Below are 19,900 nucleotides of genomic sequence, written 5' to 3' on the forward strand. Positions count from 1 at the left end.
TTTGACAACTAAATATTACTATTAAGTAACCGTCAATTAAATTATGGGAGTGGTTTGTGGTTACATTTCTACAAACCCTCCTCCAAATCAATCTTGACAGTCTACTATTCTCGGTTCACATACCCTAATTATCAGTAAGAGATTTCTTTGGCAACGATGACATCAAGATTCTGGAGAAAGAGGTCACATCGCTTCTCTACGAGACGCTGCGCGTAGCTTGCTTTCCCAAAGGGGTACGCTCCGAATTCAAAATTCTTGCATTATTGATCCCCATAAATAAATTTAGGGGCTTGTAAATGGACTTCGTATTTCTTGCGCTATGCCACTCGAAATACATTTTTTTGCTTCTCTATAAATAAATTTAGGGGCTTGTATCCTTTTCGTTTTCGGTCAAATTTGATTATCTTAATGCTTGCAGTTTGTAAATTCTTTAGGTTTTTATATTGAAATTATTTCAACCCGCCTATTTCTCTCTTAGTTACTCAGCACTCCTGAAGCAGCATAAGAGCGTTATAGAATAGAAATAAAACTTACATACATTACGCTGATTCAGCAGAATTGCCCATGACCACTTCTAAACGCCAATATCACATCACTACTTTCGGTTGTCAGATGAATAAAGCTGACTCAGAGCGCATGGCTGGCGTTTTGGAAGACATGGGCTTTGAGTGGTGCGAAGACCCGAATCATGCAGATGTGATTCTTTACAATACCTGTACAATTCGGGATAATGCTGAACAAAAGGTATATTCCTATCTTGGCAGACAAGCAAAGCGTAAACATGAGCAGCCTGATTTAACGCTCATTGTTGCTGGTTGTGTTGCCCAACAAGAAGGAGAAGCGCTGTTGCGGCGAGTGCCAGAATTAGATTTGGTAATGGGGCCACAACACGCCAACCGTCTGAAAGATTTGTTGGAGTCAGTATTTGAGGGTAATCAAGTCGTAGCAACCGAAGCAGTTCACATTATTGAAGATATCACCCAGCCGCGACGGGATAGTACAGTGACAGCTTGGGTGAATGTAATTTACGGCTGTAACGAACGCTGCACCTATTGCGTGGTTCCCAATGTGCGCGGTGTCGAACAATCTCGCACGCCGTCAGCTATCCAGGCGGAAATGGAAGAATTAGGACGGCAAGGTTACAAAGAAATTACTCTACTCGGTCAAAATATTGATGCTTACGGCAGAGATTTACCTGGAGTGACACCAGAAGGTCGGCATCTGCACAACTTTACAGATTTGCTTTATTACGTCCATGATGTGTCAGGGATTGAAAGGTTAAGATTTGCTACTAGTCACCCCCGTTATTTTACCGAGAGATTAATTCAAGCTTGTGCTGAGTTGCCTAAAGTGTGCGAACACTTCCACATTCCCTTTCAATCTGGGGATAATGAACTTTTAAAGGCGATGGCGCGGGGTTATACTCATGAGAAATATCGCCGGATTATCGATACCATTCGGCGGTATATGCCAGATGCCTCGATTAGTGCCGATGTAATTGTCGGTTTTCCTGGAGAGACAGAAGCGCAGTTTGAAAATACCTTGAAACTGGTGGAAGATATTGGCTTTGATATGTTGAATACAGCAGCATATTCGCCGCGTCCAGGGACACCAGCCGCTTTGTGGGATAATCAACTGAGTGAAGAAATTAAAAGCGATCGCCTGCAACGGCTTAATCATCTGGGAAACTTGAAAGTAGCAGAGCGATCGCAACGTTACTTTGGACGCATTGAAGAAGTTTTAGTAGAAGACCAAAATCCTAAAGATCCAACCCAGGTAATGGGACGCACTGGTGGTAATCGTTTGACCTTTTTTAACGGTAACATCAAAGAACTCAAAGGGCAGTTAGTGAAGGTAAAAATTACCGAAGTTCGCCCTTTTAGTTTGACGGGTGAACCAGTTGAAGTAAGGCAAACCATTTTGCAGTAAGAACTATTTGAAGATTATACCCCTGACTTATGATGAAGTTACCGCAAACGATTCCAGTTCTTCTTTTTGGGGCTAGCTTGGCTGTAATTTCTCCTCAAAGTGCTGCTTTCAGCGTTCAAGAGGTAGCTATTGTTGCCCAAGCATCAAGCGATTTGCCAATGGTCAAATCAGCTGGACTGTCCCCCGATATGGATGTGCCTTGGTCGAAAGCCGTAAAAATTGTTGACCCCTTTGAAGGGGAGTTTATTGGAGTTTTCGATCGCAATTCTTTAGGTGGCCGCTTGTACCGTGAGAGTTCAAAGCAAGTTATTAGTTTGTGGACTCCTTCGAGCATTCGAGTGCTCGTAACAGTAAATTCGGATGAAGCAAGGTCTTCTTTCTACACAGCAGGTCGTGTGTATCCCAGACCTGACTATTTTAGATTTTCCACGACTAAAAAAGTTGATAAGCTTTTGCTCAAGGTCAGAAAAAAAGTTTTTCAATTAGACGGTTCAACTGGCACATTTGCTGTCAGTAAAGAATTAGCCACTGCTTTGAAAAATGCTCCAGATGATAATTTAGATATCAGACTAGTCTTGGAAGGAGGTCAAACTGTTGATAGCGAAATTGGCAAAGGGACAGTAAAAGCTTGGCGAACTATTTATTAAGCAATTGCATTTTTTAGCCAAGTGTTTTCTATGTTTAATAAAGGAAAAATCTCTCCATTCTCATCATAAAATTTTGGTATAACTTGTTTATAGATCAATACGCTTGGGTTAAGGATAGCCGTAGGTTGGGTTGAACGAACGCGAACAGCGTCCTGGAGTTTAGACTAAACTCCAGTTGGATAGCAACATGAGTGTATCCTTCTAGCAGCATTTTGACTGCGAGTGCCCGTTGAATTTCTCGCTTGTCTTGGCTATTTTCGATAAACTCTGATAGCGATCGCATCCACATCGATATACCCTTATAATGGCTACTAATTATACTTTAAATTGCTTTTCCGTATTTTCTCACAAACCAGATAGGATTGCTATATATAACCCAGCAGTAATAGCACCCAAATAATTTATGGAGACTACAAAGCGAGTCATTAATACAAGTGAAAAATTCGGTAGCTGGATTGTACTAGACAAACAAGGAAAGCAAGTATTATGCGAGTGTGATTGTGGAACTCAAAAACTTGTCTACAGTCACACCCTCACTAATGGTCGATCAACTAACTGTGGTTGTAAAAAAAGAAAAGAATCCATCCCAGTTGCGGCAATTATCAAAGCTCATGCAAATGGTGAAGCCAATATGAATAAACTTGCTATACAGTATCAAATTAGCACAAAAGATGCAATAAATATTATCCTTCACCACGCTTAAATCGATGCGGTCTCGCTCGATAAAATTTGAGTGCGGGCGGACGAGCTAATGTTTGGGATATAAGCTAGGCGGAGTGTGAACTTTGCATTCAATGCTATTATTGCTTGGCATAGTTAGGAAGTGAGCTAAAATTGCTCAGGTAGGATTTAGAGCAAATATACTGTAAGTATGTAATTGATGTGTAAAAAAACATGAATACGAGTAAATATATTGAAGTACCTTCAGAATTTGATGGTGAAGGAAAAGCTATATTTTTTGCTGGTGGAATTACAGGTTGTCCAGATTGGCAATCACAGATAGTGGAATTATTAAAACCCTCACCTTGGATAATTTTAAATCCTCGACAAGCTAATTTTCCCATTCATGACTCAAGTGCTTCTCAACAGCAGATCACATGGGAGTTTAAGCATCTGCGACTTGCCACAGCAATTCTTTTTTGGTTTCCATGTGAAACTCTCTGTCCAATAGTTCTCTACGAACTGGGTGCTTGGTCAATGACAAATAAACCTTTATTCGTGGGAGTTCATCCTAACTACGCTAGAAGACAAGATGTAGAAATTCAAACTGGTTTGGTACGTCCTGATATTCAAATTGTTTATTCTTTAGATGAATTAGCTAATCAAGTTTATAAATTTTAGTCGTGTGCAGTTAAAATTGTTACTTTAATAATAGACCTCTTGCAAAAATATTTTATGGTATGATGTTGGGTTTTGTCGCTTGAATCAATCTACTTATGCGATACGAGCAAACAAAAAAGTTATCGAATCGGCAGTTCAAACGTTTGGTTGGGGTGCAACAACGCACGTTTGATGAAATGATTAAGGTATTAAAAGATGCAGCTAGTTTGAAGCAAACACTCTTGTTATCCAAACAAGTTAAACTTGGAAGACCAAGCTTTAGTTTGCTTACAATATTGGCGGGAATACCGAACTTACTTCCACATTGCTAGTGACTGGGAAATATCCTAAATCTTTGGTTTGCCGTATAGTACATTGGGTTGAAACTACATTAATCAGTTCTGGGAAGTTTCGTTTAGGAGGAAAAAAGTCCTTGTTGATCTCATCACAGAAACCGAAAACGGAATTCCAGAGCGTCCCGTAGGGAAGTGAAACCCGACAAACCACCGAAAATGTTGGGTTTTATTCCTCAAACACCACTTGCTAAGAAAGTGGGAGCAAGTGCGTAGTGGCTCTCAAACTTACATAGTTTAAAGTTTTTGGCGCTAACCCAAGCTATTGCTTTATAGATTTAATAATAACGAACATTGTTAGAAGAAAGACTGATTAATTCTTCTACATTGTTTGAGATTGTGTTACAAATAGTATTTAAAGGTAAGTCATTCGGATCAAATCCAAAAGGTTCTTCAATTTCTGAGCCAATTTGTTCAATACTTAATAATGTAAAACTTACAAAAGCCATTACTATACCAGTCCACCAATTTAAAAAGCTCACAATTTCTAAAGGTAATATAAGACAAAACATTAATAAAAGTTGTCTGAGCTTAATAGTATATATCAAAGGCAGCGGCGTTTTTAAAATGCGTTCACAACCGCCTAAAATATCTACTAAATCATCTACACAATTATGTAAAGTAGTCAGTTGATAAACATTTAGACAATTTCGATCATGCTGAGATTGCAAGTAATCTCCTATCCAATAAGCAATTTGTAGTGGAGGATGATTAGTCTCTTGGAGTTGTAAATATTGTTTTTCAGACATTAATGATGCTAACTGAGTGTCTAAAGGTACTGATCTTAGATGCAACTTCATTGCAACTGCAAAAGCAGTTACTAACCGAAGCATTGCTTCTTTTTCTAATTTATCTTGTGGTGTCTTCTCTTTAACTATTATCGAAATTCCCCGAGTTAAATTACGTGATGTATTTACTAAACCTCCCCATAGTTGACGACCTTCCCAAAACCTATCATGGGCTGTATTCGTCCGAAATACTAATAGTAATGTAAAACCGATATTAAAACTTAAAACAGCATTGGTAAGAATATTGCTGGAATCTGAAAATGCTATTGGTAATCCTAAATGATTTAAAAATGATATAAAAGTACCATATATAGTACAAAAAATTACCCAAGGAAGAATAATAGAGATAATTGACCTTTCAAGCCGAAGAGTTACTTGAAACCAGTTCAATTTTTCACCTTTGTAAAGATGATACTTTTCTCTTAAAGAGTTTTTAGAATTATTTTGAAAATAGTTAAGTTGTTTCATATTGTTAATACCAATTCTTTATAAAAATGCACCAAATTGTATAATAAATGAACTGCATAGACGCAAAGCGACTTCCCGCATAGGGCGCATTCGCGTAGCGTCTCGTCTCGTCAGAGAAGGACACAAAGGAAAAAAGAAAATTTGGCGCAGCCTCACAAAGAAATGGTATAAGGTTTGAGGATTACATCAATTAACAAACTAACTTTTTTAACTAAATATATTTTGCTTAAGCAAGATATATGTAAGATATAAGTTTCCATATAGTCACTGTAGTGGAACTATAATCAACACAAGTTATAGTTTTAACATTGAAATTTATTTATGTAAACTATCTTTAGGTAGGAAATTCAATTATTCACTATAAACCTGATTTTCTGCTTATATTGATTAAAGATTGTGGTATTTCAAATAAAAGCGATTTTACTGCCAATAAGGCTGATAGTGTTAAAACTAAACGCGATCGCATGAGCTATGCTAGGCAATCTTAACAGTGCAGAAAGAGACAGAGGACTATTTGACGCAATCAAATTATTTCAATCAATTATTGCTGGTTGTAGTCATGTTAATGGTGATAGATAAGTTTAATTTTTAAACTCTTCTTAACCAAGGAGTGGGTTAAAAAATTTATAGTTTCTGTCCTGCATAAATCGATCGCACTTCGCCATTACGTCGGACAACTGCTTCGCCATTACTGACATCTACTAGCGTCCAACCGCTGGAGCCGATACTTTCACCCATATTGATGCGGCGAGTCACGCCATCAATTTTAAACAAAGCAGCTGATTTGTTGCCCAACTCTAGCAATCCCTCTAAGGTATTACTCGGAGCTTCTGCGATCGCAGTTGGCGGATATACTTGTTCTTGGGTAATAGTTGGTTCTGACTCTGGGGCGAGGGCAGCACGCAATGGAACTATTGGTAATGCAGGCAGAGGCTTGGGTGTTTGCCGCACGCTAATGGGTGCTGTTTTGGCCGCCACAGGTTTGAGTTCGGCTCGGACAGCCGCAGCTAACATATTAACAGTCACAGGCTTGGCAGCTTGTCGCACTGTATTCAGGGCAGTTTTCACAACATTAGGTTGAGATATTCGTAACGCACTGGCAACTTGTGGTAAAAGTGTGGGAGTCCCCGGAATGGCTGGAAGGGCGTAGCGCATTGGCGACGGCGCTTGATAAACGGGGACATAGATGCGCTCAATAACGCTTCCAGAACGATTGGGGGCTGGTGGTGTATTGTTAGCTAGAAGTGGAAGTGCTGGTAGATTACCAGTTGGTTGCTGGCGACCAAGGGCTATTTGGTTAGTATTTGCCTGACTGGAGAATCCTGGATTGAAAGATTTTTGATTACTTTTTGCTCCTTGCTTATCTATAACAGCCAGTGCTTGGAGCATATAGTCAACTAACTCTGCCTCAATTTCTGTTTTTACGGGCAACCGTGACTGCGATTGTGGCAATAGAAGCGTTGAATCGGGCAATTTGGTATTTAAAAGATATACGACTCCAGACTGCACCAAGTAGATCATACTAGCGATCGCCACGCCTAAAGTTGTTCCTACAATCAGCAGTTTGCCCAAAACCGAACTAGTTTTCTGACGTTTTCTACTAACTGGTTTAACAGTAGCGGGATCAAATATAACGGTATTCAATTGCTTGTGATTATCTTGAGCAACTGAATGTACTGGTTGGTTCAGTGTGTTCGGTAAAATAATCTGTGGTATCGTAACTGTTTGCAGAGGCACGTATTCTGGAGGCGATTGGCGTTGAGCTTGGGCGGAAACTCCAGCAACAGAGTGGCTCGATCTGTTCTGACTACTGTGGCTAACAGTTTGAGAAGGCAGATTACCACTAGCATCCAGAATGTAGTCGATATCGGCAAAGAGTTCATCCATTAGGCCATCAGCATAGTTTTCTATCGACCAAGGCTCGTTGGTGATTAAGTCTTCTGATGGTTCTGGTACTATGAGACGGGTGCTGGCTTCTTGTAACATAGACGTTCTGGGTTGTTGCTTGGACGAGGAAACGCCACCCCTACTGCCTGGAAATTAGGATTATCAGAGGAGGCAGCAGGCAGAGAGCAGTTCTTACTAGAGGAAAGAAGTATGAATAAAAACTTCAGTCCTGAGTGATTACCCGGTTGAAAAAAAGAAATTGTATTGAAACGTGTTGAGCGAGATACAAAGCTTGGAGCCGCTCCGTCTCCGGTCTTGCTCCAATCCTATGCAGTTACGCGTGGGTTACTCCTGCCTCCTGCCTCCTGAATAATGAAACATCCAATCCCTCATCTTAATTGAGATAAGTTGATTGAGTGTTGGTATTAAACTCAACTTTCATCTGGGGATTGTTGATGATGCCACTACTAATATTTATGTCATCTATCATACCAATCTCTCTCTCTACTACTATACTCAGTCTTTATCAAGTTTTTATTAAGCTAACGCTGGAAACTCTGACTGGCTCTTGGTTCTACGCAATTCTAAATATAATAATAAGGCGTTAATATCCGCTGGGTTTACACCACCTATACGTGCAGCTTGACCAAGGGTAAGTGGTTTTACGTGAGTCAGCTTTTCCCGTGCCTCTTTAGAAAGAGTATCAATTGTTGTGTAGTCTAAATCCCCAGGTAACTGGCGGTGCGCTTGGCGGGCAATTTGGTCAATCTGATTTTGTTGCCTAGCGAGATAGCCAGAATACTTGATGTCAATTTCTGCGCCTTCTTTCTCGGCCTGGTTAAGGTTGGGGTTTCCCAGTCCAAACCTGTCGAGGTCAACGTAATGCAATCCTGGACGCCGCAACAAGTCATTGAGGGTAATTGAACCTTTAATTGCTTGTTGGGTATCAGATGTGATCGCTATTCCAATTTCATCATGTTCTTTAACTCGTGTGGCTTGCAATCTTTGTTTTTCTGTGGTAATATTGCCCTGTTTTTGGGTAAACATATCCCAGCGGCGATCGTCAATTAAACCAATCTCCCTTCCCAAGGGTGTCAGACGTTGGTCGGCATTGTCAGAACGCAATAGCAATCGGTACTCTGACCTACTGGTAAGCATCCGGTAAGGTTCTCGCAGGTCTTTTGTACACAGGTCATCAACTAGCGTCCCAATGTAACTTTGCTCGCGGGCGAACACAATCATTTCTTGAGAGCGAACAAATCGAGCGGCGTTAATTCCCGCCACCAGCCCTTGGGCTGCGGCTTCTTCATAACCTGTGGTGCCATTAATCTGCCCAGCACAAAACAGTCCGGCAATCTTTTTGGTCATTAGTGTGGGATAACACTGAGTTGCTGGTAAATAGTCATATTCCACTGCATAAGCGGGACGCAGCATCACACATTTTTCCAAACCGGGGAGAGTCCGCAACATTTGCAGTTGCAAATTTTCTGGCAACCCTGTAGAAAACCCTTGAATATAAAGTTCGGGTATATCCCTTCCTTCCGGCTCAATAAAGATTTGGTGGCTTTCCTTATCGGCAAAGCGGACAATCTTATCTTCAATACTGGGACAATAGCGCGGCCCTTTAGCTTCCACCCAACCGCCATAAACTGGCGACAGGTGCAAATTTTCTTGAATTAAGCGATGGGTTTCAGCGGTTGTACGGGTGATGTAGCAAGGCATCTGTTCCCGTTCTACCCACACATCTGGGTCAAAGCTAAACCAGCGTACATCTTCATCTCCTGGCTGGATGAGCATTTTACTATAATCTACCGATCGCTTGTCTACCCGTGCTGGAGTTCCCGTTTTAAGTCTGCCGGTTTCAAATCCCAGGTGATTTAGGGTTTGTGTCAATCCTTCAGCTGCAAATTCTCCAGCACGTCCAGCTGGCATTGATTTGTTACCAACCCAAATTTTGCCTCCCAGGAAAGTGCCGGTTGTCAAAATGACTGCTTTACATTGGAACCCTACACCAAAATAAGTTTCAACGCCGATGACTTCACCGTTAGCACCCAGCACCAAATCTGTTGCCATACTTTCGCGGATTGTCAAGTTTTCTTGGTTCTCAACAATATTTTTCATCACCGCTGCATATTCGCGCTTATCAGTCTGGGCGCGTAATGCCCAAACAGCAGGCCCCCGTGAAGAGTTGAGGATACGTTTTTGCAGGTAGGTGCGGTCTGCTACTTTACCAATTTCGCCGCCGAGTGCATCTACCTCATGAGTCAACTGGGATTTGGCTGGTCCACCTACTGCTGGGTTACAAGGTTGCCAAGCGATTTTATCCAAGTTGAGCGTCAATAGCAGGGTACGACAACCGAGGCGTGCAGAGGCGAGAGCTGCTTCGCAACCGGAGTGACCTGCACCGACGACTATGACATCAAAAGCGTCTTGGAATTCAACGGAATTGTGCATGGTCATACTTACAGGATCGGCAAGCTTAGAGTTCTTTTCAATTTTAACTGTTCCAGTGGTTTCATGGAGGTAACTTTCTAATAAAAAAGTTATCAAACTTACTAGTACTCAATTAAAGGCAAGGTTCGATTTTTTAACTTTAGTAGTAAGTGAAAAATATCATTTTTTTAAAATTTATGACAACGTTCCGGGTTGTCGATCGCAGCTATTGTTCATATCGTTAGTTCAGCACAAATTAATTTATAAATTTTATGTATTAAATATTTTCTTTAATATGGATAAAATTATAGTTCAATACTGCTTAATATCTGTATTCTTAAGTTATTAAAAATAAATGGTTCCCAAAATTTCTTAATTTTATTCTTGAATTAATAAGCAATTATTTAAAAATGAAACTTACCCTCAGAACTCAAAAAAATATTACTAGGTTTATTAGAAAGATAAGTTTCATCAGTATAGTTATCTTAATGATTTTTGTATTAGTAGCTAGCAATGAGATTACCCACCACAAAGTTGCTATAACTGCTCAACCATTACAAGAATGCTTGAGTAATGATTCATTACCTTGTATAGATACCTCTAAAAAGACAATATCAGAACCATTTGTTCCTGATCCCAAATTAAATGCTCAACAGCGTTTTTTATCTGCGATCGCTAGAAAATTACCCACAATTCCCCAGCCTGGTACTTATGAATATACTTTGTTGCGAAGCTATGGTGCAGTATTCGTAAATCCAGATATGAGGATTCAACTACCGCAAAAAGATATCTTTGCTAATGAACAAGAAACCCAAGAGTTTCAAGCTACTTTAACAATGGGTCATATTGATGGTACTAACGACTGTTTTTTACAAAAACCTGCGGCTGATGCTTTAAATAAAACACGAACTCAGCAACAGATACCACTAAAATCTGGTTATGGTTCTGGTGATTGTACTCGCACTTTCAACACTAATTTAAGATTTTGGCGCAAATATGCTAACAATCAAGTTTTAGCAAAAGTTAAACAAGGTAAAGAAACAAAAATTCTCGGTTTAGTTGCACCTCCCGGAACTTCACAACATCTCTGGGGATTAGCAATTGATTTACGCGTAGGTAGTAAAGAACAAAAAAAAGCTCTAAATCAAAATGGTTGGTTCCAAACTGTACAAAATGATGTTCCACATTGGACTTATGTGGGTTTACCTGAAGAGAATTTACCTGTGTTTGGTTTTAACAAACAAGTTGTCCAGGGCATTACTTATTGGATTACGCCACTTTAATTATTAATGTCATTTAACACACAATTAGACACGCTTACCCTGAGTATAGGACTCACATTTGATTTTTGAAAAGTCTGATCAAGTCAGGAAACCCGCCCATGCGGCAGGCTCTCCTAATATATACTTAGATTTTTACTTATATTTTTTTACGTAATCAAATCGGATTGCTATATAACCCCCTGTACTCATACATAAGCATCAATTTTTACAAGTAATTAAATAGATTGAATAAATTTCAAAATAAAAATCCAGTTAGTCTTGACAAAAAGTACAGGTAGTTTGGCAAATAAAACTTTTTTATCTTTAGATCCGTTCTTCAACTCTTATAAAAGTAGTTTTTACAAGAGTTGAAGAAAGAGCATCTTAACGACTGTTATTCATTAACAATCGTAAAGCCTTCATACTGAACAGGTGCTGTTGCCAAAGCATTTGGTAAAGTAACGTTACCAAGTAAGGTGGCGGTTGCAAAGCCAGCGCCATTAGTACCTGTGGCACTACCTAAACCTATACCTGATGCAGCAAGTTCATCTTTATAGCCTGTGATCTCATAGACAGCACCAGTTTCCAGCCAACCGATCAATCTTTGAGAACCTAAGTTAGTAAATGACAAATCAGAATCTGCGTTGACATTCAAAGGTTGACCTGAAGGAGTTCTCAGAGCAATCGGCGCAGATAACTGACCAGTGAGTAAATCGACTTTATAAAGATTGTTGCCATTTCCATCAGACGTATGAAAATCGCTAGCAAGAGCGCGAGTCCTACCAGGATTGAGATTGTCGATAGCTAATCCATCGGCAAATTTTCCAGGGTTGGTAGGTTGAGTTCCTTGTGTTTGTGCAGCAGTAGTAGGTGCACCAAAGGTGTCTACAAGGCTAATAGTTCCAGGGGTACCTGTAGTAATTTTATAAAGTGAGCTTCCTACTGGTTCTCCACCAAGATTAGCAGTTTTATTTCCTGAAATGTTGTACAGAGCATTTTGTTGTTTACTAAAGTCAGCACCTGACTCAAATCCAAAACGCACTAGGTTAGATGGTGTACGAGTTGGTGAGACCTGGGCTGGAGCAAAAGGCTGATCTACATTATTAACGACAATAACAGGACCTGGATTATTTGGAAGAGCAGTAGCCCGTGCTTCGTTAACTGCAATTACTCTTCCGGTAGTAGGGTTAGTTGCCAAACCTTCTAGATCTGCGTTAGTAACAGTACCTGCAATATTGACTGTACCTACTCGTGTGGGAGTAATAGTACCTCCAGGTGCAGAAGGGATCAAAAAGCGGTAAACGTCAAGTTGCTTGCCATTACTAGCGTTGCCGTCACGATCTTCTCCAATCGTATAGCCGTAAAGAGCCATGAGAATTTTCTCCTTATTGAAACCTGTTAAACTTTTGGGAACACTCCAAATATACAAACTGCTATCTGACTAAAAGCTTGTACGACACAAACAAAGCTAACCTTCCCAGGTTGAGATTTAAGATTAGTCCGCGTTATCTTACTTTGCTTATATAGCAGAGAAATTTACAAAACTGAAATACTGCTAAACTTTTGACTGTGAACAAGCTAAGGCAACTTAAACTCAAGATTGTTGTAATTACTATTTATTTGCTCAATTTCTGAAAGTAGAATATGTGAGAACTTGATATCGGAGGTAGAAATCTTAAAACTACATCAAGTTACACTTTCAGACATTTTTTGGAAACCCATTATTTCCAAACTAGATTACAATGAGCCGAGAGTTAAGCATCTTTAATTTGCCCATTAAAAGTCAAAATTTTAGGTTGTAAATTGTATTTGGAGTTATCTTAATAAGACTATATTTGACTAATGTTAAGGTTTAATAACATCTTGGTTAAGGTTTAGTAGTTGCTGAATGTTTTCACTCGCTGATATACTTCTTCCGTTGTTTCAACAAAAAAAGCACATCAGGGCAAAGTAATATAGAAGTAAGCTTTCTCCTTGTGAAACCGCTACCGATTACCTCTGAGGTTGCATAGAGTAATTTACTCAATCTTTTTGTCTTGCCAAGTCTGATTTTGTAGAGTTTCACAAAGAAAGAGAATTTTACTAGATAAAATACCACAGTTAATTAATACATTTGGCAAAGGTATTAGTACAGGTAGAAGTTAACTAATTTAATAGCTATTAAACAATTTATCTTCGCAGGCGATCGCTTTTAGCCTGTTCACTTCAAAATACCTTGGGCGAAAATAATTAAATAAGACTTAAAGGACAAAATTAAAAACAAAGTTTTATCTTTTTCCCTTTTCCCTTTAACCTGATTCTGCCAGAAAGTTGATAGCTTTTTATGGAGGGCTAAATCAGACTTTTGCTAAGTGGCTATTTTATCAGCAGCGTTAGCCCCTGGCTTAATTTTCCAGGCTGGCACTCACAGGGGTGAACAATGTCATCTTGGTGGGACGCTTGGAACCGCCTCTAACTTTGGCTTTATCAGTCTGGTTATTGAAAGAACGGGTAAATATTTGGGAATTTCTTGGTGCGATCGCAGCTTTTGTTGGCAGTAGCTTGATTTTAGTAGGCATATTCTTGAGCCAAGTTGGCAGCAGGCGTCAGAGTTCTAGCATTGCGTCTGGCAAGGTAAATTTTACTCCAGCACAGCAACAGATAGAAACTGGTATGGGATTCAAGAGGATGTAAAGGAGGTAAGAGGCAAGAAAGCTTATGTTTTAAACCTTTGCGTTATTTCTAACTGGACAGTTATTTTTGCCGTGCCGTACTAATGCAGCATGACGCAAGTAAACTACCCATTCAAATTAATGAAACGCTTGCGCTATAAGAATTACCAATTACAAACTACAAATTACAAATTCTGCACAGCGGTACTAGTATGTCAAAATAAAAATACCCGATACATCAAGGTGAGCGATCGCTCCCAAAGCTAGATTAAAGGATTGACCTGAGCAATGGCAGACCCAACCAATCACAATCAAGCGGGAGAAGTAGCTCCCAGCACTGTTGACCAGCAAGCTCCCAGTGTGGCTGAAGAACACGCTCCTAGTACAGACTCACCCGAAGCCACAGACATTCCTACTGCCAACGCGCCAGATCCTAAAGCCGCAAACCCTGAAGATAATCCCAATGCTGCTAAACCAGCTGCTGTACCACCCAAGCGAGAAAAACCCGCCGCAGCTAAAGCCGCAAAAGGAGAAAAACCCGCAGCTGAGGCAACGGAAGAAAAACCCGCCGCCGCAGCTAAAGCCGCAAAAGGAGAAAAACCTGCAGCTGAGGCAACGGAAGAAAAACCCGCCGCAGCTAAAGCCGCAAAAGGAGAAAAACCCGCAGCTGAGGCAACAGAAGAAAAACCTGCTGCAGCTAAAGCCGCTAAAAAGGAAAAAGCTCCAGCTGTTGAAAATAAGCCATTTGTAGAGTTCATTGAGCAAGACTACTTGCCAGCTTTACAAAAAGCGATCGCTCAAAAAGGCGTACAAGATTTACAGGTGTCTTTTGCCAAGCAGAAGATGCCAATCACTGGCTTTGAATCCGCCGAAGAATGCTGGCAAATTATCGGCAGTTGGTCAGAAATTGGTAAGCGTCAGTTTAACCTGTATTTCCCCGATGAAGATATTCAAGGAAAAAAGGGATTTTCTTGTAATGAAGGCAAAAAACCTAGCACTCTTGAGTCATTCTTAATCGATGAGCGCAAAATTACCCTCGATTTGTTGGTATATGGCTTAGTTCAGCGCTTGGATGGTCAAAAGTGGTTAGGTATAAATTAGTCATTAGTCATTAGTTTTTAACAAAGGACAAATGACCAATAACAATTAAAGCTCGTGGAAATGGTAGGTAACGGCTCCAGTGTTGGGGTCGTTATCAATTTTTACATAACCTGATTTGTACATCTCTTTGAGAGTCGTTTCCACTTCAGCAAAGCTGGCTCCTGTGAACTTTACGCCTTGAGTGACAGTTAAAATACCATCCTTGTTTTCCGCTGCTTCAATCAGTTTCATCATGAGTTGGTTGCCTGTTGGTTGGTGGACTTGAGAAGCAACCACTGCTTGATTCAACGGCACACCAAAGGGAGATACACCCGCTTTTAATCTCAGGTTGTATTCGTATTCGTCAACCATGTTGGGGATAAAGAACAAATCCACGAACTGCCCTATACCAAACACACCACCAGTCAACAGCCATAACAAACCAGTTCCGATCTTGCCATTGTAGAAACGCTGCAATCCTCCCACCCCGATAAATCCGACTGCACACAAGATATAAGAGACAAGAAGTCGGTCTTTCTGCTGCTGATTGTTTTCAAGATTCATCTTGTTTTCAACCTTTTGGATTTACTCTTGTTGTTTAAGATGAGTTTTTCAGACTATTTTTTATACCAAGTGCTAATAGCTAGACTTACATCTTGCATCAGTTGCTTTCTAGCAATTTTCGTAATAGACACTACTGTTCTGATTTGAAGTTGTGGGCATTGTCTAATCTCCAATTATTCACAAGAGTACAAAATATTACTAAATTACTTAAAGTTTTTCAGTAATTATGCTATTGATGAATTGTTAATTTTAAGCTGCCTAACGTATTAATAGAACCTGATAAATTTATTGTAGTAACAACCACAGAAAATTACTGAGATACTAATGCTTTGAGAATCAAGAGGTGAGTGCTATTCCACTTGAACGAGATAATGCTGCTTGCTGAACTATATTTAGTTGACTACCAATCCACGATTTTTGATTCCGCAAATCATTGAATGATTGTTGCAACTCTTAATGTTTTGCTTACAAATTTCTCACCCGCACCTTGGTAGACTGAACTTTATACAATTCGATTATTGTGGGCTGTTACGGTTTGCCAAAGCATTTCTGGTGAGGCAGTCCGGTCTTCTCCCAAAGGGAGAGGCTAGCGTCAACGGGGTTTCCACGCCAGTTGCTTCAAGTCGGCACAGCCGCCCAACGCACTGGCTCCCCATGAGGAACTGCCGTTACTGTGGCGGTAGAGACGTAGGAGCGTCACCCGAAAGGTCTACTTAAGATAATAAAGACGAAAGAGAAATCAAGACATGGTAGATTCCCTCAAAAAACCAGGCTTTGAAGAAATCCGGCCAGGGATTAAAGTCCCGGCAAAAGAAACCCTGTTAACACCTCGGTTTTATACTACCGATTTTGATGAAATGGCAGGGATGGATATCTCCGTCAACGAAGATGAGTTAAGAGCCATTCTCGAAGAGTTCCGTACTGACTACAACCGCCACCACTTTGTTCGAGATGCCGAGTTTGAACAATCCTGGGATCATATTGACGGGGAAACTCGCCGATTGTTCGTTGAATTTCTAGAACGTTCCTGTACGGCAGAGTTTTCCGGCTTTTTGCTGTATAAAGAACTTGGTCGTCGCTTGAAAGGCAAAAGTCCTGTTTTGGCAGAGTGTTTTAACCTGATGTCACGGGATGAAGCGCGTCACGCTGGCTTTTTGAATAAAGCTTTGTCGGACTTTAATATGTCCCTAGATTTAGGGTTTTTGACTAAGAGTCGCAGTTATACCTTCTTTAAACCGAAATTCATCTTTTACGCTACTTATCTTTCTGAGAAGATCGGTTATTGGCGCTACATCACCATTTATCGCCATTTAGAAGCACATCCCGAAGACCGGGTTTATCCAATCTTCCGGTTCTTTGAAAACTGGTGTCAAGATGAAAACCGTCACGGCGATTTCTTTGATGCGATCATGAAATCTCAGCCGCAAATATTGAATGATTGGAAAGCACGGCTGTGGAGTCGTTTCTTCCTGTTGTCGGTGTTTGCGACTATGTATCTCAATGACATCCAACGCAAGGACTTTTATGCCACCCTTGGATTGGATGCACGAGAATACGACATCCATGTTATTCAGAAGACTAACGAGAATGCAGGTAGGGTATTCCCACTGATGCTGGATGTAGAAAATCCAGAGTTTTATCAGCGATTGGATACTTGTATAAGCAATAATGAGAAGTTGGGTGCGATCGCTAACTCCAACACTCCCAAATTCCTGCAATTCTTTCAAAAACTGCCGCTTTACATCTCCAACGGCTGGCAGTTATTGCGGCTGTACCTGATGAAACCGATTGATACTATTTCTGCTCAAGGGGCAGTTCGTTAAGTTATAAAAGATTTGCGAAAGCTTTAGTGGTTCTGCAATCAGCAGAACCACTTTTTTTGTCCTTTTTCCAAGCCAATGATTACTGATATGTCAAGTAATTAGTACTGCGATCGCTAATTTGTTAGCAGGCAAAAATCGGAGATAGTTGGTTAGGTGTAGTTTGGTAGTAGATACCTTGAGTTAAGCTGATTTTTCCATTCTGATTACATCTGGAGTCAATGTTTGATGCTTGGCTGCTTCTGTCTCGTAACATCTGAGAATCAGTGATGTCAGCTTATCTAAATCACTGACAGAGGAAATAATTACTTTTGATGCGACATCCCCCAGAGAAGCTGTTACTTCCTGCACTTCAAAGTTTGAAGCTAGAGATTTTACTTCATCTACACTTAGTCGAGTAACAAAACTTTTTTTCTGCGAAGATAGATACAGCCGCAGAAACCACCAAGTACTTTTGCCAACAAGATTGATACCAAAGTATGAAACAGTATCTTTGTATTGGAGCTGATAATTGTAACTCGTTGAGGTTTGTGTAATTACTTTAATTTTTTCAAAAGCTTCGATTTCTTCAGCAGTTGTTACTATTTTCGATTCTTGAGATTCTTGTTGTTTCTCCTCTTCTTCAATCTCTTGTTCTACTTCTACTTCAACAGGCTGAGTTATTTCTTGACTAAGTGAGCGAGTCATTAACTCTACTAAACTTCCCTGAATCGACTTTTTAACAATTGGTTTGAATTTATCAATAATTTTACCAGTAATTCGACCTTTAATTTCATAACTAGGGGCAATTGTACCGAGTTCAGCTACTAAGAAGCGAACAAATTCTTCAGAAGGAGAACGTAAAAGATTTCCTAGAAGCTGAGTCATGCCTTTTACATAAACCATCTCTTCAGCATGACTGGTAATAGCCGTAACGTCAAAATTGTCACAGTGAAAGAATTTGAGATTATCAATATCTTTGGAATCATATTCCAGAATATTAAAAGCAAAAAATGGCTCCTTGTCCATGACATTTTTATCACGTAAGTCAGTAAAGAAACGGTATTCAATGCCGTTAGTGACAATAGCTACTTTTGTTGTCAAAAGTCCATTAAAATAGCGGCTCAGTTGCCCATCATGTGCTTCAGCTTTTTGACCACGGGCTTTTGCCTCTACGAGCATAACTATATTATTGTTAATAGCTAAGGCGTAATCTACCTTTTCAAACTGCCCTGCTTTTTTAATAGCAAAATCTGCCACGTATTCCGGCATTACTTCACTAGGGTCATAGACATCGTAGCCAATAGCACTCAAAAAAGGAACAATCAGTGCCATCTTAGTAGCTTCTTCGCCAACAACTTGGTCAGCCCGCTTACGGACTTGTTCAGACAGCTTGGTAATATCTTCAGTGAATCCCATCTTGCTTACTCCTGGTAAATCAGTGATTCTTGATACATCTTTTTTGTAAAATAGGAGTGATTGTAAGCTGATAGAGTAGATTTAAATTGAAAGTGTTAGCGCGATCGCCTTTTTTATCACTCCTATAAAAGTATTCCCAAACAAGTATCAGACGGTAACACTTATGACTTGTTCCCAGGTGCAATGGCATCAGTAATGAATAAAAATAAGTCAGAATGATTTTTTATGAAGCCTCAGCCTCTTTGTCACCCCGTCAGTGGGCAGACCAAAATATTGCTGAGTCAATGAATTTTACTTTTTACTCAGCATTAAATGGTGAGAAAGGTTTTCGTGAGTTTCTACGGATATAACAGAAGCCGACATTAGGATACACTGGCATTTGAATACACCGGAAGTTCATCTGCAACTTAGTTTGTCGCTTCTGGTGACTTCCTTCCTAGTATCCTATCGCTTTTGGCTGTATGAAACTTACTCCAATCTACGGTAAGTCTCCCTGAAGAAGATTTTTTAGCATCTAAAACGACTGCCACTCTTTTGAGGCTATAGCCTTAGAATATTTACAAGCTTTACTAACGAATTAGCTCTCTGTAGATAAAAGTACTGTTTTTACTGTGTAAGCTGACATTCTACCTGTTTCATCTAGATTTGTGTAGCTTATTAACAAATCAACGGATTCATTAATATTAAGCCTGCTTTACTATTTAGTTTCTTACCCCGACCTATTAGACAGCTAGAGTGTTCATTTCACTTTGTTCAATAGCTTTTAGCCCTTATCACTCCCATGCTGACCCATCACCGCAAGCCCGTGTGCTTATCACTTATTTCCACTGACCTACCGATCTGGTCTGTTGTCGAAACTGCCGCGACATTGTATCAAAAAGATACTGATCGATTCCATTTACTGATGACTGCACCACCCTTAATTAGCTGTGAAGTAGAGAGTGTCATAAGTCCAGAAGACACACTTCCCCAAAGTAAGAGCAAAGCTTACGCCCCTAACAGTCCTAGAATCTTGTGGCTGGAGATTTCCCCTTACCGAGTCATCATGACTATGCAAGGTAACGCTCAAGTGAGTTACCGTCACTTTTGGGAACAGGGCGTTTATGGCATTAGTCGCTATTGGTTGCCAACTGAGTCATTGCAACCTAACGATCCCATTCGTTTACGAAATTTTACTCGTAGCCTAAGTCTCAATGGACATCCCTTGCCGGAGCATTTGCGGCTGGAATATGAATTGTGGGCAGAAAAAGTCCAATTAGGATGCTACATACTGAATTTGGAAATTAAACATTAATAGTCG

General features: G+C 40.1%; 16 protein-coding genes and 2 pseudogenes. 10 read left to right on the forward strand and 8 right to left on the reverse strand.

Annotated elements, in window-relative coordinates:
- Positions 1-564 precede the first annotated feature (564 nt).
- Together miaB and V7K60_RS05900 are read left to right on the forward strand one after the other, a co-directional pair.
- Positions 565-1,929 (forward strand): tRNA (N6-isopentenyl adenosine(37)-C2)-methylthiotransferase MiaB, encoded by a 1,365-nt coding sequence (gene miaB, locus V7K60_RS05895; RefSeq protein ID WP_334923730.1) that lies wholly within the window; start codon positions 565-567, stop codon positions 1,927-1,929.
- Positions 1,930-1,958: 29 nt separating this feature from the next.
- On the forward strand, positions 1,959-2,576 hold the full coding sequence (locus V7K60_RS05900; RefSeq protein WP_334923731.1) for a hypothetical protein: 618 nt from the start codon (positions 1,959-1,961) through the stop codon (positions 2,574-2,576).
- 154 nt (positions 2,577-2,730) lie between these two features.
- On the opposite strand, the pseudogene V7K60_RS05905 reads toward V7K60_RS05900, so the two are convergent.
- Positions 2,731-2,859, reverse strand: a pseudogene (locus tag V7K60_RS05905) (IS630 family transposase); the annotation flags it as partial.
- A 120-nt stretch (positions 2,860-2,979) separates the two neighbouring features.
- Between V7K60_RS05905 and V7K60_RS05910 the strand changes: the two are divergent.
- The 3 genes from V7K60_RS05910 (at position 2,980) to V7K60_RS35120 (ending at position 4,247) form a co-directional block, all read left to right on the forward strand.
- Complete coding sequence (locus V7K60_RS05910; protein ID WP_334923732.1) at positions 2,980-3,279, forward strand: hypothetical protein; 300 nt, start codon at positions 2,980-2,982, stop codon at positions 3,277-3,279.
- Between the two features lie 191 nt (positions 3,280-3,470).
- Positions 3,471-3,917, forward strand: coding sequence for a nucleoside 2-deoxyribosyltransferase domain-containing protein (locus V7K60_RS05915; RefSeq protein WP_334923734.1), 447 nt, complete (start codon positions 3,471-3,473; stop codon positions 3,915-3,917).
- A gap of 243 nt (positions 3,918-4,160) precedes the next feature.
- A complete protein-coding gene (locus tag V7K60_RS35120) occupies positions 4,161-4,247 on the forward strand; it encodes a transposase family protein (protein WP_442944345.1) in 87 nt (28 codons plus the stop codon).
- Positions 4,248-4,527: 280 nt separating this feature from the next.
- Here V7K60_RS35120 and V7K60_RS05920 read toward each other — a convergent pair whose 3' ends face one another.
- The 3 genes from V7K60_RS05920 to mnmG form a co-directional block, all read right to left on the reverse strand.
- Positions 4,528-5,505: a bestrophin family protein gene (locus V7K60_RS05920; RefSeq protein ID WP_334923736.1), complete on the reverse strand. Its 978-nt coding sequence runs from the start codon at positions 5,503-5,505 to the stop codon at positions 4,528-4,530.
- A 624-nt stretch (positions 5,506-6,129) separates the two neighbouring features.
- A complete protein-coding gene (locus V7K60_RS05925; protein WP_334923737.1) occupies positions 6,130-7,491 on the reverse strand; it encodes a hypothetical protein in 1,362 nt (453 codons plus the stop codon).
- Between the two features lie 438 nt (positions 7,492-7,929).
- Complete coding sequence (gene mnmG, locus V7K60_RS05930) at positions 7,930-9,852, reverse strand: tRNA uridine-5-carboxymethylaminomethyl(34) synthesis enzyme MnmG (protein WP_334923933.1); 1,923 nt, start codon at positions 9,850-9,852, stop codon at positions 7,930-7,932.
- 383 nt (positions 9,853-10,235) lie between these two features.
- On the opposite strand from mnmG, the gene V7K60_RS05935 reads away from it, so the two are divergent.
- Positions 10,236-11,108, forward strand: a complete 873-nt coding sequence (locus V7K60_RS05935) for a D-alanyl-D-alanine carboxypeptidase family protein (RefSeq protein WP_334923738.1) — start codon at positions 10,236-10,238, stop codon at positions 11,106-11,108.
- 373 nt (positions 11,109-11,481) lie between these two features.
- Here the strand turns inward: V7K60_RS05935 and V7K60_RS05940 are convergent, their stop codons facing one another.
- Positions 11,482-12,459, reverse strand: coding sequence for a water stress protein WSP1 (locus V7K60_RS05940; protein ID WP_334923739.1), 978 nt, complete (start codon positions 12,457-12,459; stop codon positions 11,482-11,484).
- Positions 12,460-13,438: 979 nt separating this feature from the next.
- Between V7K60_RS05940 and V7K60_RS05945 the strand changes: the two are divergent.
- Positions 13,439-13,640, forward strand: a pseudogene (locus V7K60_RS05945) (EamA family transporter); the annotation flags it as partial.
- Positions 13,641-14,026: 386 nt separating this feature from the next.
- Positions 14,027-14,839: a DUF2996 domain-containing protein gene (locus V7K60_RS05950; protein ID WP_334923740.1), complete on the forward strand. Its 813-nt coding sequence runs from the start codon at positions 14,027-14,029 to the stop codon at positions 14,837-14,839.
- A gap of 45 nt (positions 14,840-14,884) precedes the next feature.
- Here V7K60_RS05950 and V7K60_RS05955 read toward each other — a convergent pair whose 3' ends face one another.
- Both V7K60_RS05955 and V7K60_RS05960 read right to left on the reverse strand, forming a co-directional pair.
- The gene (locus V7K60_RS05955; RefSeq protein ID WP_334923742.1) at positions 14,885-15,382 is read right to left on the reverse strand and encodes a TM2 domain-containing protein; all 498 of its coding nucleotides are present in this window, start codon (positions 15,380-15,382) and stop codon (positions 14,885-14,887) included.
- 515 nt (positions 15,383-15,897) lie between these two features.
- Positions 15,898-16,038, reverse strand: coding sequence for a hypothetical protein (locus tag V7K60_RS05960; protein WP_334923744.1), 141 nt, complete (start codon positions 16,036-16,038; stop codon positions 15,898-15,900).
- Between the two features lie 90 nt (positions 16,039-16,128).
- Between V7K60_RS05960 and acsF the strand changes: the two genes are divergently transcribed.
- Positions 16,129-17,205, forward strand: a complete 1,077-nt coding sequence (gene acsF / locus V7K60_RS05965; protein WP_334923746.1) for a magnesium-protoporphyrin IX monomethyl ester (oxidative) cyclase — start codon at positions 16,129-16,131, stop codon at positions 17,203-17,205.
- Between the two features lie 180 nt (positions 17,206-17,385).
- Here acsF and V7K60_RS05970 read toward each other — a convergent pair whose 3' ends face one another.
- Positions 17,386-18,600 (reverse strand): type I restriction endonuclease, encoded by a 1,215-nt coding sequence (locus V7K60_RS05970; RefSeq protein WP_334923747.1) that lies wholly within the window; start codon positions 18,598-18,600, stop codon positions 17,386-17,388.
- 781 nt (positions 18,601-19,381) lie between these two features.
- On the opposite strand from V7K60_RS05970, the gene V7K60_RS05975 reads away from it, so the two are divergent.
- The gene (locus V7K60_RS05975; RefSeq protein ID WP_334923749.1) at positions 19,382-19,894 is read left to right on the forward strand and encodes a hypothetical protein; all 513 of its coding nucleotides are present in this window, start codon (positions 19,382-19,384) and stop codon (positions 19,892-19,894) included.
- The last annotated feature ends 6 nt before the right edge of the window (positions 19,895-19,900 follow it).

The organism is Nostoc sp. (assembly GCF_036917555.1).
Classification (GTDB): Bacteria; Cyanobacteriota; Cyanobacteriia; order Cyanobacteriales; family Nostocaceae; genus Nostoc.